This is a genomic window from Celeribacter sp. (assembly GCF_048266405.1).
GTDB lineage: Bacteria > Pseudomonadota > Alphaproteobacteria > Rhodobacterales > Rhodobacteraceae > Celeribacter.
Genome location: NZ_JBLWZO010000001.1, coordinates 559,158 through 571,545, shown reverse-complemented (window position 1 = coordinate 571,545; position 12,388 = coordinate 559,158). Strand labels below are relative to the sequence as shown.

Genomic DNA, 12,388 nt, shown 5'->3' with positions numbered 1-12,388 from the left:
TGGCTCGCGACTATATGCACAAACACCGTGGTTTCCCTGGACGTCTTCCAGGGTCCGATTTCCAATTCACCATTCGCCGCGCAAATCCCAAAGGGGTGACGCCACTCAAAGCGCTTGAACGCTTCAAAGATCGCAAGGCTGTGGACCGCCGCGCGGATAGCGCGTTCATGGAAAGTTTGTGGATTTACTTTGGTGAAGAGCCTTTTGAACGTGGCAACCTCGATGCGGGCCGTTTGTCATGGCTGTTTGGCCGTGAAGTGGTCCCCGCAGATCCCGAGAATTTTGACCCTGCCTCTTATGAGGCGATGCTGATGATCAACACCAAGGTTGCCAAAGTGACCTTTGCCGAAGTGATGGAGCTTGAAGGCGGCCAAGGGCCCGACGGGTTCAAAGAAGACGAGATCTGGGACACCTGATGCGCAAAACTCCGCTCGCATATTCGCCACTTGCGCTGATCACCGCCTGTTTACCGCAGCGTGATGGCCGCAGTCTTGTGCGTTTCGGAGTGCGCCCCCATGTTGGTCTTGTGTCGGACATGCCCAGCACCATGACGGCACATGTTGAAAACCGTTACCCTTCCCCTCTGGCGAGGTCCATGCGCCCTTTGTGTGGTCCTCGCCAACTTTCTCCAGTCGGGTGGGACGGGAATGGTGTGCCGTTCTTTGCCTATTTCCCGCTGGCGTTTAAAAAACGCTTGGCACAGCACGTATTTGGGCGCATCTTTGGAGGGACATTTACCCAACAAAGAGCAAAAAAATGCGTAAAACAATTCTCGCTTTCTCTCTCCTGTCCGCAACAGCCCTCGCAGGCTGCATGGAAAACCAAGATGTTCAACGTGCCGTTGTCGGCGCTGGCCTTGGCTGTGTCGCAGGTGAAATCATTCAAAACGGCAAATGCGTCACGGGAGCTGCCATTGGCGCAGCTGGCGGCGCGTTGCTCAACGACATGTAATTCCGCGACGCCGCGCTTCGCGCACGGCACGCTTACATCACATCACCAAAGGTTCCCGAGCTGGCTCGCTCGGGAGCCTTTTTCTATTGGCGCGTCGCCAATCGCGACGCTTTCGAATGCGCAGGGTCTGCCCGCGCTATCGAGACCACTGTAAAGAGAGAGGGACGGGACATGTTCGACAAGATTTTGATTGCGAACCGTGGCGAGATTGCTTGCCGTGTCATCAAAACGGCGCAGAAAATGGGGATCAAAACGGTCGCAGTTTACTCGGACGCCGACAAACATGCGCTGCATGTGAAGATGGCTGACGAGGCGGTTCATATCGGTCCGCCCCCCTCGAACCAATCCTACATCGTGATCGACAAGATCATGGACGCCGTCCGTCAAACCGGCGCGCAAGCTGTCCACCCCGGCTACGGGTTCCTCTCCGAGAACTCCAAGTTTGCCGAGGCGCTTGCTGCCGAAGGCGTCGCCTTTATCGGGCCACCTACGGGTGCGATTGAGGCGATGGGCGACAAAATCACCTCAAAGAAACTCGCGCAGGAGGCCAATGTCTCTACCGTGCCGGGATACATGGGGCTGATCGAAGATGCTGATGAAGCGGTGAAAATCTCCAATGAGATCGGCTATCCCGTGATGATCAAAGCGTCCGCTGGTGGCGGCGGTAAGGGGATGCGCATCGCTTGGAATGACACCGAAGCGCGTGAAGGCTTCCAAGCCTCCAAAAACGAAGCCGCAAGTTCCTTTGGTGATGACCGCATCTTTATCGAAAAGTTCGTTACGCAACCGCGTCACATTGAAATTCAGGTGCTGTGCGACAACCACGGCAATGGTGTGTGGGTGAATGAGCGTGAATGCTCCATTCAGCGCCGCAACCAAAAGGTCATTGAGGAGGCGCCAAGCCCCTTCCTTGACGCTGCAACGCGCAAAGCGATGGGTGAAGAGGCGTTGGCCTTGGCCAAAGCGGTGAACTATTCCTCCGCAGGGACCGTGGAATTCATCGTCGATGGCGACCGTAATTTCTACTTTCTTGAAATGAACACCCGCCTTCAGGTGGAGCACCCTGTGACCGAGCTGATTACGGGCATCGACCTTGTCGAGCACATGATCCGTGTGGCTTACGGCGAGAAACTGTCTCTCACGCAAGACGACATTGGCATCAACGGGTGGGCCATTGAGAGCCGTCTTTACGCCGAAGATCCTTATCGCGGGTTCCTGCCCTCCATCGGTCGGCTTGAGAAATACCGTCCGCCCGCAGAGATCGCGACAGACGACGACATCGTGCGCAATGATACGGGTGTTTATGAGGGTGGCGAAATCTCGATGTATTACGACCCGATGATTGCCAAGCTGTGCACATGGGGCAAAACCCGTTCGGCGGCGATTGAGAGCATGCGCAATGCGCTCGATGCCTTTGAGGTGGAGGGGATCGGTCACAATCTGCCGTTTCTGTCGGCGGTGATGGATCATCCGCGGTTCAATTCGGGGGATATCACCACGGCCTTTATCGAGGAGGAATACCCCGACGGTTTTGAAGGCGTGACCCTGCCTGACGCGCAACTGGAACGCATCGCGGCGGCCGCGGCCGCCATGTACCGTGTGGCCGAAATTCGTCGTGCCCGTGTGTCGGGTCGGATGGATAACCACGAACGTGTGGTGCCTGACGATTGGGTTGTGCAAATCGACGGACGTGATTTCCCTGTACATATCAATGCCGATAAAACGGGCTCTAACGTGTTGCTGAACGGCAAGACGCTGCGTTGTGAAAGCAATTGGACCCCGGGGGATAGTCTGGCCGTGATCGACATGGAAGGCGGCCCGCTCACGCTCAAGGTCGGCAAACTTCCAGGCGGCTTCAAAATCCGTAACCGTGGCGCGGAGATGAAGGTGTTCGTGCGTTCACCACGTGCTGCTGAATTGTCCAAACACATGATCGAAAAACTGCCACCGGATACCTCGAAGCTGTTGCTGTGTCCGATGCCCGGTTTGGTCGTCAAAGTGGATATTGAGGTCGGTGACGAAGTGCAGGAGGGCCAGTCCCTATGCACGATTGAAGCCATGAAAATGGAAAACATCCTACGCGCAGAACGCAAAGGCGTGGTCACGAAAATCAACGCGGGCGCAGGGGATAGCCTCGCCGTGGACGAGATCATTATGGAGTTCGAGTGATGGCACTTATTCGTCAAATTCAAGAAAAAGAAGAGCACAAAAGAGCAAACATCCACGGAGAAGTCGAAGCAACTTTTGTCATTTTCGAAAAGGACGGCGAGACTTATTTGCAAATTGATACATATGGTTCGCCCAATAGAGCTGAAATGAAGGTGAGCCAGTCTATTCAATTGGGCAAAGAAGGTCGCGACGCTCTTCGGACCCTTTTAGCGAAAATCGAGTAATGTTCTCAACTCGTCATAAAGTGCCACTCACTGTCGGGGCGATGACGGGGGCGCACGGGGGGACACCCTCGTGGCGTGGCTACCCTTCGTCTCGGGCTGCTTCCTTGGCCTCACGCACCTCTTGTTGGCGCAGTGGGGTCTTGTCGATGGCCCGTGATATTTCGCGCACGTCCCACGGGTCAGGCTTGCGCAGCATCACGCGGCTGTCTTTGTCGACGATAACAAGGGAAAATCCCCGTGGGCGCAGCTTTGTGCGTATGGCGGATTTCGCGCTTGGGTCGGCATCTGTCAGCACGACGACATCGCGCTCTGCCAGAATCTCGGGACGGTCCGCGAGCAATTCCAATTGCTGTTGGAACGCAGGATCGCGCGGGTTGTCGGCAAAGACCACCAACACCCGATTGACCCATTTGAAGTCATCCAGAACTGCCTCACCTGCGGGCGCTATGGATAGCTCCATAGGTGTAGGTGTTTCTTGTGCCATGCTTGCCAAAGGTGCGCATAGGCACAGTGCACAAACTGCGGATATAAATGCTTTTTTCATCACGCCTCCCGTTCCTTTCCATATAGGGCCGATTGAGGCGTAAACCAAGGATCATCCCCGTGAATTGGCCATGAACGGGATCAGATGCAACAGATAGGAGCCGCACATGACCGACAGAAAACTCTGGGAAGAGCTCGCTGCAAAAGAATTGCGTGGCAAGCCGTTGGACAGTTTGAACCGTGAGACTCTCGAAGGCATCACCATCAAACCGCTCTACGCCGAGGACGACCTCGAAGGGCTGTCACATTTGGGCAATACGCCGGGTGTTGATCCTTTCACCCGTGGCCCGCGTGCGACCATGTATACGGGCCGTCCGTGGACAATCCGTCAATATGCGGGCTTCTCGACCGCCGAAGAATCCAACGCGTTTTATCGCAAAGCGTTGGACGCGGGCCAACAGGGGGTCTCCGTGGCCTTCGATCTGGCCACGCACCGTGGCTATGACAGCGACCACCCGCGCGTGGTGGGCGATGTCGGTAAGGCCGGTGTGGCGATTGACTCGGTTGAGGACATGAAAATCCTCTTCGACGGCATTCCGCTCGACAAGGTGTCCGTGTCGATGACCATGAACGGCGCGGTGATCCCGATCTTGGCCAGTTTCATTGTCACGGGCGAGGAGCAGGGCCACGACAAATCCGTGCTTGCGGGGACCATCCAGAACGACATTCTCAAAGAGTTCATGGTCCGCAACACCTACATCTATCCCCCTGAACCTTCGATGAAAATCATCGCCGATATCATCGAATACACCGCCAACGAGATGCCGAAATTCAACTCGATTTCGATCTCGGGCTACCACATGCAGGAAGCGGGTGCGAACCTCGTCCAAGAGCTTGCCTTCACCCTTGCCGACGGGCGCGAATATGTGCGCACGGCGATCAAGGCGGGGATGGACGTGGATAAATTCGCGGGTCGCTTGTCGTTCTTCTTTGCCATCGGCATGGATTTCTTCATGGAAATTGCCAAGCTGCGGGCCGCGCGTCTGTTGTGGAGCCGTGTGATGGAGGAATTCGAGCCGAAGCTCGCCAAGTCCAAAATGCTGCGCACCCACTGCCAGACCTCGGGCGTGTCGTTGCAGGAGCAAGACCCCTATAACAACGTGATCCGCACCGCCTATGAGGCCATGTCGGCGGCCCTTGGTGGCACGCAGTCGCTGCATACCAACGCGCTGGACGAGGCGATTGCGCTTCCGACCGAGTTCTCCGCCCGCATCGCCCGCAACACGCAGCTCATCTTGCAAGAAGAGACACAGATCACCCGCACCGTCGATCCGCTCGCGGGTTCCTATTACGTTGAGAGCCTGACCAATGAGTTGGCCGAAAAGGCATGGGCATTGATGGAGGAGGTCGAGGAACTTGGGGGTATGACTAAGGCCGTCAACTCGGGGATGCCAAAACTGCGCATCGAGGAGTCAGCGGCGAAACGTCAGGCCATGATCGACCGTGGCGAAGAGGTCATTGTCGGCGTGAACAAGTACCGCAAAGACAAAGAAGACCCGATTGATATTCTCGATGTGGACAACGTGGCCGTGCGCGAAAGCCAAGTGGCACGCTTGGAACAGATCAAGGCGAGCCGCGATGCAAACGCGGTTGAGGCGGCCCTCGGAGCGCTTGAACGGGCGGCCATGTCGGGTGATGGAAACCTACTTGAATTGGCCGTGGAAGCCGCGCGTGCGCGGGCCACTGTTGGGGAGATTTCGATGGCTATGGAGAAAGCATTCGGGCGTCACCGTGCTGAGGTTAAAACTCTCGCAGGGGTCTATGGCGCAGCCTACGAAGGGGACGAGGGCTTTGCCCAAATCCAGAAGGACGTCGAAACCTTTGCAGAGAAAAACGGCCGCCGCCCGCGTATGCTCGTGGTGAAAATGGGCCAAGACGGCCATGATCGTGGCGCGAAAGTGATCGCCACTGCCTTTGCCGATATCGGTTTTGACGTGGATGTAGGCCCTCTGTTCCAGACGCCAGAGGAAGCCGCACAAGACGCCATCGATAACGATGTGCATATCATTGGCATCTCGTCACAGGCCGCAGGGCACAAGACCCTCGCGCCCAAATTGATCGAGGCGCTCAAGGCTGAGGGTGCGGACGATATTATCGTGATCTGCGGCGGCGTCATTCCACAGCAGGACTACGAATTCCTGTATAACGCAGGTGTTAAAGCGATCTTTGGGCCAGGGACAAATATCCCCGCGGCGGCGCGTCAGATCCTTGAATTGATCTGATTAAACGCACGAGTATCCAACATGGAAAGGGCCAGATGCGTGATGCGTCTGGCCCTTTTTGATGTCTGATGGGGGCGTGTTAGTCCGCTGGCTCTTGCACAACAGGCTTGGTGACGCCGACATCTTTGACGGCGGGTTTTGCAGTCTCAACTGATGGGGCGAATTTCAGGACAGTAAAGCCCACAAGCGCAGAGAGGATCGAGCCAGAGAGCACACCGATGCGCACTTCGTTCATGTGATAGGCATCCTCAAACGAGAGTCCGCCAATAAACAGCGACATGGTAAACCCGATCCCTGCAAGTGCTGCGACGCCAAAGATATGCACCCACGAGGCCCCGTACGGCATTTTGGCAATGCCCATTTTGACCAATAGATAGGTCATGCCAAATACGCCGATGATTTTCCCTGCGAACAGGCCGCCCGCGATGCCGATGGGTAGTGGGTTGAGGAAATCAGAGGCTGAGACACCCGTTAGAACAACACCGGCGTTCGCAAAGGCAAAGATCGGAACGATGAGGAAGAACACATAGGGGGACAAGGCATGTTCCAAGGCGTGAAGCGGTGATTTGCCCCATTTGTCTTTCATCGGGATGAAGAAGGCGGTGATCACACCTGCAAGCGTTGCGTGGACCCCAGATTTCAAAACGAGCACCCAAAGCACAACACCTAACAGGATGATCGGTGCGATGCGGTGAACCCCTGCGCGATTGAGCATGAACATCAAGAACAGCGGAATCGCGGCGAGGAACAAGTAATCGAGATGCAGGTTCGCCGTATAGAAAAACGCGATGATCAAAATGGCCCCGAGATCGTCAAGGATCGCGAGGGTCAACAAGAACACTTTCAGCGAGGAGGGCACGCGGTCGCCCACGAGCGCCAAGACCCCGAGGGCAAACGCAATGTCTGTCGCCGCAGGGATCGCCCAGCCGCCGACAGTTTCAGGCGTTGACAGGTTGAACGCGAGGTAGATCAGCGCAGGTACAACCATTCCGCCCACCGCCGCCATTCCAGGCAGGACAATATCGGAAGGATTTTTCAGCTTGCCTTCAAGCAACTCACGCTTGAGTTCCAGTCCGACGAGCAAGAAAAACACGGCCATCATGCCGTCGTTGATCCAGAGGATCAAAGGCTTCTCGACGCCTGATCCGCTTAATGTAACGGCGACATACGACCCCAAAACTCCGTCATAAAACGGAAAGAGCGATGAGTTCGCGATGAGCATGGCGGCAAATGCCGCCACCATTAATACGATCCCGCCCGATGCGTCGCCGTCAAAAAACTTCTCTAAGCGCCTTAGAAGCATTGCTTTTTCTTTTCCTATTCTATTGGTTTATATCTCTGGATTGAAATGGGGCTTCGTGCTCCTATTTCAATAGAAAAAAGGTCAGGTTTATGCATTGCGCTCTCGATCACCTCGTTATTTCGGCCCCGGACCTCGAAACAGGGCGTCTTTGGGCGCAAAACCTGCTCGATATCCCGTTTGGTACCCGTGGGGTCCATGCCCAAATGGGTACTCATAACCACCTCACAGCTCTAGATCGTGGGGCCTATCTCGAAGTGATTGCCGTCGACCCTGAAGCTGCGGCGCCCGCCCATCCGCGCTGGTTCGATTTGGATAACTTCCGCGGCTCGCCGCGTTTGAGCAATTGGGTGTTGAACGTTGATGATCTCGATGCCGCTATGAGCGTAGCTCCAGAAGGCATAGGGCGTGTCGTCCAATTCGAGCGCGGTCCCTACAGTTGGAAAATGGCTGTGCCGGATACGGGGAAACTGCCCTTTGATGGCTGCTTTCCCGCGCTGATCGAGTGGCAATCGGAGCATCCCGCACCTGCGCTTGACTATCACGGATTGGCACTGCGCCGGCTCAAGCTGTCACATCCGCAAAGCGATGCCCTCAAGACAGCCCTTGAACCTTTTGCAGAGGCGATGGACAATGTCCGGATTGTGAACGCCAGTGTTCCGTCATTGCACGCGGAAATTGGAACCCCATCAGGAGAGATTTGGATCACATGAGCCTACGCAATGCCACCAAAGCCGATGCCGCAGCGCTCAAGGCGATCATGGCCCCCGTCATCGCCAATACGACCGCAACCTTCTCGTCTGTTGAACGCAGCGTGGCCGATTGGGAAACTCTGATCGAATCCCGTATCGCGCGTGGGCGCGCCTTTTATGTCGCGGAGGTGGACGGCGAGGTGATCGGATACGCCACCTACGACCAGTTCCGTCCTGAGAATTACGGCTACCGCTTTACGATGGAGCATTCGGTTTACCTCAGCGACAAAGCGCAGGGCAAAGGCTGGGGGCGTATTTTGATGATCGCGATCGAGGAACACGCGCGCGAAGCGGGGCTGCATTCCATGATTGCTGTGGTCGACGGCGACAATAAGGATTCGATCGCGTTTCATGCCGCTCTTGGCTACAAGGAAGCAGGGCGTATTCCGCAATCCGGCTACAAATTCGACAGGTTCCTCGACGCCTTGTTCATGCAGAAATTCCTGTAACGCGTTTTGTGACCTGACAGTGCCGCAAGCCGCGGTTATGGTGCGTCTATGTCAATCTGGACACGCATATTGGATGCCATTTCGGCACTGGCTGCGGGTGAGAGCCTTGCGGATGTCTTCGCGCGTCTGCGTTCTGCGCCCGAACGGCGTGTGGGATTTGCGATTGCGGTGATCGGGCTTGGCGCAAAGATGGCCAAGGCCGACGGGCAAGTAACCCGCGACGAAGTGACGGCCTTTCGTGAAGTGTTTCAAATCGCCCCCGAGGACGAAGCCGCCGCCGCGCGGGTGTTCAATCTCGCTCGCCAAGACGTGGCAGGGTTCGAGGATTACGCCAAACGCGTGAAAGCGATGTATGGCGATGACTGCCAACCGTTGTGCGATTTGATGGACGGGCTGTTTCACATCGCGATGGCGGATGGGACCTACCACCCGGGTGAAGATGCGTTTCTCGCCCGTGTCGCCGAAATCTTCGAGATAAGCGACCGCAAGTTTCGCGCCATGCGCGCGCGCTATGTGCCCGATGCGACGCCTGACCCCTATGATGTCCTTGGCGTTGATCCGCACTCTGAAACGGCAGAGATCAAGTCCGCCTACCGTGACCTCGTGCGTGAAACCCACCCTGATCGCATGATTGCACGTGGCGTGCCCGAAGAGGCCGTCAGACTGGCCACCGACCGCATGGTGGAGATCAATGCGGCATGGGAAGAAATCCAAGCGGAACGTGCAGCCTGATATGCGGATCGCAACCTACAATGTCGAATGGTTCGACAGTCTGTTTGACCGTAAGGGACGTCCCTTGCTCGATGGCGAATGGTCGGCGCGCTATAACGTGACGCGGCGCGACCAGTTGGAAGCATTGGGTATTGTGTTCAATGCGTTGGATGCCGATGCGATTATGGTCATCGAGGCCCCTGACACCAACCGCCGCCGCGATACGGTGCGGGCTTTGGAGCAGTTTGCCGATTGGGCGGGTCTGCGGGCGCGGGCCGTTGAGATGGGCTTTGTGAACGAGACACAGCAAGAGATTGCGGTGATGTATGACCCGCTCGTGCTGCGGGCGCGCCATGATCCCAAGGGGCTTCCACTTGGCATGGGGGATGGCACCGAGCCGCCCGCGTTTAATTCCGTTTATCGTCTGGACCTTGATACCGATCGGGATCGCGACCCTGTGCATTTTTCCAAACCGCCTTTGGAGTTGGCGATGGAGGTGCGCGAGACGGATTTTGCTTTTCGGATGATTGGGGTGCATATCAAATCCAAAGCGCCCCATGGCGCACGTAACGACCGCGATGTGACACGTATCTCCATTGAGAACAGGCGCAAACAACTGGCGCAGTGCATCTGGTTGCGCGAGCGGGTTGAGGGACATCTACGCGACGGCGAGCCGATCATCGTTTTGGGCGATTTTAATGACGGTCCAGGTTTGGACGAATATGAAAAGCTCTTTGGCCGCTCGGGCGTCGAAATCGTTTTGGGGGAGGGCGAAGAGGGTATATCCCCCGATTTGCATCTCTATGATCCTCATGCCCGCCAAGCGCTTTTGCGCAAACTGGCAGCAGCTCCGACCTCTGCGCGGTTTTATATCGAGCCTGAAAAACGATACCTATGTGCCCTGTTGGACTATGTGATGGTGTCGCCCGATTTGGCCAAAGCGGCCACATGGCGCATCTGGCATCCGTTCGATGATCCTGCGTGTTATCACACGCCCGAATTGCGCGAGGCTTTGCTGACCGCTTCCGACCATTTCCCCGTCTCGATTGATCTGGAGTTCCCTACAAAATCTGAGGGGTGAAAATTGCGCGGGTCGAGGCTATATTAGCTCTATGAAACCGCTCGCCAAATCTCTTTCGCTCGTCGTGACGCTGCTTTTCGGCCCTGTTCAGGCCGAGGAACCCGCCACGCCGCCTGTTGCGGGACAAAATGAGATCGAGGAGGGGTTAGACCTCCTTGGCACGGGAGCGCAGCGCCTTTTGGAGCATCTTTTCAAGGAGATGGAGCCTGCGCTTGAGGACCTTGGTGCGGGGTTGGGGGCGGTGGTCGATAACCTCGACAGCTATCACGCGCCCGAATTTCTGCCCAATGGTGATATCCTTCTGCGGCGCAAAACACCTCCGCCCCGTGCGACACCGCCAGAGGGAACAATTACGCCAAACGACGACGGTTCGTTGGATATCTAACCCGATTTTTTCTTCCCATATTTGATGATTGGCTCGGCGCCCAAACTGGCTGCGAGCGAATTGAACCGGGCAAGCGCCACTTCGCTAAACAGGTCAACGGCCTCTGGTTCGATCGTGAGGGTGAGCAGCTTTTTCTTTGGACGGTAGTCGAGTGCGGCCATCGTGTCTGGCGTGTCGAGTGCGAACATGGCGCCGAACCGCATGGCCTTGCCAAGCACTTCTGCGTTCTGAATCTCTTGCTCGCTCAAGAGCGCGATGAGTGGCTCGAACGGTGTGCCTTGGCGCGAATTCTTGTAGCGATGCAAAAGCGCCAACCCGAGGAAAATGCGCTCTTTGTGCGACAAGCCCCCGAGGTTGGCGCGGGTTGCATTGTCGAAACAGACCTCGGCGCGATAGTCGGGATGGGCGCGCCACGTCACATCATGCAACAGGCACGCGGCACGTACGAGGCGCATTTGTTCGTATTTTCGTGCGCGAAACATTGGCGCGATGAAATAATGCAATCGCTTACCAAACCCGGGCAGGCGGGCGTCTTTGCGTTCGGCAAAGCGACAGGCCTCGATGAGTGGATCGCGTTCACGAATGCTTTGAGGCATCTGCTCATACAAAAGCCCCTCGCGAATCCCGTAGGACGACACGCAAATGTCTTTGGGACGAAAGGTGCGCGTCAGTTGGCGCAGCACTTCGGCGGCATGGGGGACAAGCGCCATACGCGCAGCCGAGGTGCCAATTTGGTTGCGGACCGCCACCATGTCGTTGGACCGGATGAACTCAATCGTATCGGTGACGGCGCGGGTGGTCATGCGGTATTCATGTAGCACGTGCAGGGGGTAATCGCGACGGTGCATGTCGATCCGTGCAATAGCACGCCATGAGCCGCCGACCAGATAGATGCGCTTGTAGGATTTAGCCCCCATCTTTTCCCAGAGGGCCGCCATAATCGGTTTGATGTGTTCCTTGACGCCTTTGCGACCACCTTTGAGGCCTTGAAGTGTAAGAGCGCCGAGAGGGGAGGTCACGCGCTTGCCGATTTTGCCCTTGTGAACTTCGGCTAACTCCATCGACGAACCGCCAATGTCACAGACCAAGCCATCAGCCTCGGGCCAACCGAGCAGCACACCTTGAGCAGAGAGCCGTGCCTCTTCTTCGCCGTCGATCACCGTGATTTTGAGCCCTGTCTCGGCTTCGATCTGTGCCCGAAAGGCGGGGCCATCCTCGGATTCGCGCATGGCAGCGGTGGCGACGGCGGTGAGCGGTGAAATCCCCATGCCATTCGCCAGTTTGGTGAACCGTTTGAGCGCGGCGAGGGCGCGCACTTTGCCTTCCGGGTTCATGCGGCCCGTTTCGCGCAAACCGGCGCCCAAGCCACAGAGGATTTTCTCGTTGTAGAAATAGGCCGGACTGCGGGCCGCGCCGTCAAACACGACCAAGCGCACGGAGTTGGACCCGATGTCGACCACGCCAACGCGTGACAGCGCACGGGCACGGGCATCGTCAAAGAGGGGACGACCGAAGATGCCCCAATCGGTTGATCCATTCGTCGTTGGTATCGTGCTATCGGTTTCTGTCACGTTTCGTCCCAATCGGTTGCGTGTCACGAA

General features: G+C 56.7%; 13 protein-coding genes. 10 read left to right on the top strand and 3 right to left on the bottom strand.

What is annotated here, in order from left to right; translation table 11 throughout:
• The first annotated feature begins 14 nt into the window (after positions 1-14).
• The 4 genes from ACN0TS_RS02915 (at position 15) to ACN0TS_RS02900 (ending at position 3,344) form a co-directional block, all read left to right on the top strand.
• Positions 15-416 (top strand): hypothetical protein, encoded by a 402-nt coding sequence (locus ACN0TS_RS02915; RefSeq protein WP_417258177.1) that lies wholly within the window; start codon positions 15-17, stop codon positions 414-416.
• 340 nt (positions 417-756) lie between these two features.
• Positions 757-951, top strand: coding sequence for a YMGG-like glycine zipper-containing protein (locus ACN0TS_RS02910; RefSeq protein WP_417257805.1), 195 nt, complete (start codon positions 757-759; stop codon positions 949-951).
• 171 nt (positions 952-1,122) lie between these two features.
• Entirely contained in the window at positions 1,123-3,120 is a 1,998-nt protein-coding gene (locus ACN0TS_RS02905; protein ID WP_417257804.1) for an acetyl-CoA carboxylase biotin carboxylase subunit, read from the top strand.
• Positions 3,120-3,344 (top strand): hypothetical protein, encoded by a 225-nt coding sequence (locus ACN0TS_RS02900; RefSeq protein ID WP_417257803.1) that lies wholly within the window; start codon positions 3,120-3,122, stop codon positions 3,342-3,344. Before ACN0TS_RS02905 ends, ACN0TS_RS02900 begins: the two co-directional genes overlap by 1 nt.
• Before the next feature lie 79 nt (positions 3,345-3,423).
• Here ACN0TS_RS02900 and ACN0TS_RS02895 read toward each other — a convergent pair whose 3' ends face one another.
• Positions 3,424-3,888: a DUF4174 domain-containing protein gene (locus ACN0TS_RS02895; RefSeq protein WP_417257802.1), complete on the bottom strand. Its 465-nt coding sequence runs from the start codon at positions 3,886-3,888 to the stop codon at positions 3,424-3,426.
• Positions 3,889-3,994: 106 nt separating this feature from the next.
• Between ACN0TS_RS02895 and scpA the strand changes: the two genes are divergently transcribed.
• Positions 3,995-6,109, top strand: a complete 2,115-nt coding sequence (gene scpA / locus ACN0TS_RS02890) for a methylmalonyl-CoA mutase (RefSeq protein WP_417257801.1) — start codon at positions 3,995-3,997, stop codon at positions 6,107-6,109.
• A 79-nt stretch (positions 6,110-6,188) separates the two neighbouring features.
• On the opposite strand, the gene nhaA is transcribed toward scpA, so the two are convergent.
• Positions 6,189-7,412: a Na+/H+ antiporter NhaA gene (gene nhaA / locus ACN0TS_RS02885; RefSeq protein WP_417257800.1), complete on the bottom strand. Its 1,224-nt coding sequence runs from the start codon at positions 7,410-7,412 to the stop codon at positions 6,189-6,191.
• 89 nt (positions 7,413-7,501) lie between these two features.
• On the opposite strand from nhaA, the gene ACN0TS_RS02880 reads away from it, so the two are divergent.
• The 5 genes from ACN0TS_RS02880 to ACN0TS_RS02860 are packed head-to-tail and all read left to right on the top strand — an operon-like array spanning position 7,502 to position 10,787.
• Positions 7,502-8,122 carry a VOC family protein gene (locus tag ACN0TS_RS02880; protein ID WP_417257799.1) on the top strand — a complete coding sequence of 207 codons (621 nt, stop codon included), beginning with the start codon at positions 7,502-7,504 and terminating at the stop codon, positions 8,120-8,122.
• On the top strand, positions 8,119-8,610 hold the full coding sequence (locus ACN0TS_RS02875) for a GNAT family N-acetyltransferase (protein ID WP_417257798.1): 492 nt from the start codon (positions 8,119-8,121) through the stop codon (positions 8,608-8,610). Before ACN0TS_RS02880 ends, ACN0TS_RS02875 begins: the two co-directional genes overlap by 4 nt.
• A gap of 48 nt (positions 8,611-8,658) precedes the next feature.
• Positions 8,659-9,342 carry a TerB family tellurite resistance protein gene (locus tag ACN0TS_RS02870; RefSeq protein ID WP_417257797.1) on the top strand — a complete coding sequence of 228 codons (684 nt, stop codon included), beginning with the start codon at positions 8,659-8,661 and terminating at the stop codon, positions 9,340-9,342.
• A 1-nt stretch (position 9,343) separates the two neighbouring features.
• Complete coding sequence (locus ACN0TS_RS02865) at positions 9,344-10,402, top strand: endonuclease/exonuclease/phosphatase family protein (RefSeq protein ID WP_417258176.1); 1,059 nt, start codon at positions 9,344-9,346, stop codon at positions 10,400-10,402.
• A gap of 31 nt (positions 10,403-10,433) precedes the next feature.
• Entirely contained in the window at positions 10,434-10,787 is a 354-nt protein-coding gene (locus ACN0TS_RS02860; RefSeq protein ID WP_417257796.1) for an AAA+ family ATPase, read from the top strand.
• Here ACN0TS_RS02860 and ACN0TS_RS02855 read toward each other — a convergent pair.
• Positions 10,784-12,358 (bottom strand): Ppx/GppA family phosphatase, encoded by a 1,575-nt coding sequence (locus ACN0TS_RS02855; protein WP_417257795.1) that lies wholly within the window; start codon positions 12,356-12,358, stop codon positions 10,784-10,786. The genes ACN0TS_RS02860 and ACN0TS_RS02855 overlap by 4 nt on opposite strands.
• Between the last annotated feature and the right edge of the window lie 30 nt (positions 12,359-12,388).

Bases quoted from the DNA above. Each gene is read 5' to 3' on its own strand.
- ACN0TS_RS02875 (WP_417257798.1), top strand. From the start codon at position 8,119: ATGAGCCTACGCAATGCCACCAAAGCCGATGCCGCAGCGCTCAAGGCG.
- ACN0TS_RS02880 (WP_417257799.1), top strand. From the start codon at position 7,502: ATGCATTGCGCTCTCGATCACCTCGTTATTTCGGCCCCGGACCTCGAA.
- ACN0TS_RS02910 (WP_417257805.1), top strand. From the start codon at position 757: ATGCGTAAAACAATTCTCGCTTTCTCTCTCCTGTCCGCAACAGCCCTC.
- ACN0TS_RS02870 (WP_417257797.1), top strand. From the start codon at position 8,659: ATGTCAATCTGGACACGCATATTGGATGCCATTTCGGCACTGGCTGCG.
- ACN0TS_RS02900 (WP_417257803.1), top strand. From the start codon at position 3,120: ATGGCACTTATTCGTCAAATTCAAGAAAAAGAAGAGCACAAAAGAGCA.
- ACN0TS_RS02895 (WP_417257802.1), bottom strand. From the start codon at position 3,888: ATGAAAAAAGCATTTATATCCGCAGTTTGTGCACTGTGCCTATGCGCA.
- ACN0TS_RS02905 (WP_417257804.1), top strand. From the start codon at position 1,123: ATGTTCGACAAGATTTTGATTGCGAACCGTGGCGAGATTGCTTGCCGT.
- ACN0TS_RS02860 (WP_417257796.1), top strand. From the start codon at position 10,434: ATGAAACCGCTCGCCAAATCTCTTTCGCTCGTCGTGACGCTGCTTTTC.
- nhaA (WP_417257800.1), bottom strand. From the start codon at position 7,412: ATGCTTCTAAGGCGCTTAGAGAAGTTTTTTGACGGCGACGCATCGGGC.
- ACN0TS_RS02865 (WP_417258176.1), top strand. From the start codon at position 9,344: ATGCGGATCGCAACCTACAATGTCGAATGGTTCGACAGTCTGTTTGAC.
- ACN0TS_RS02915 (WP_417258177.1), top strand. From the start codon at position 15: ATGCACAAACACCGTGGTTTCCCTGGACGTCTTCCAGGGTCCGATTTC.
- scpA (WP_417257801.1), top strand. From the start codon at position 3,995: ATGACCGACAGAAAACTCTGGGAAGAGCTCGCTGCAAAAGAATTGCGT.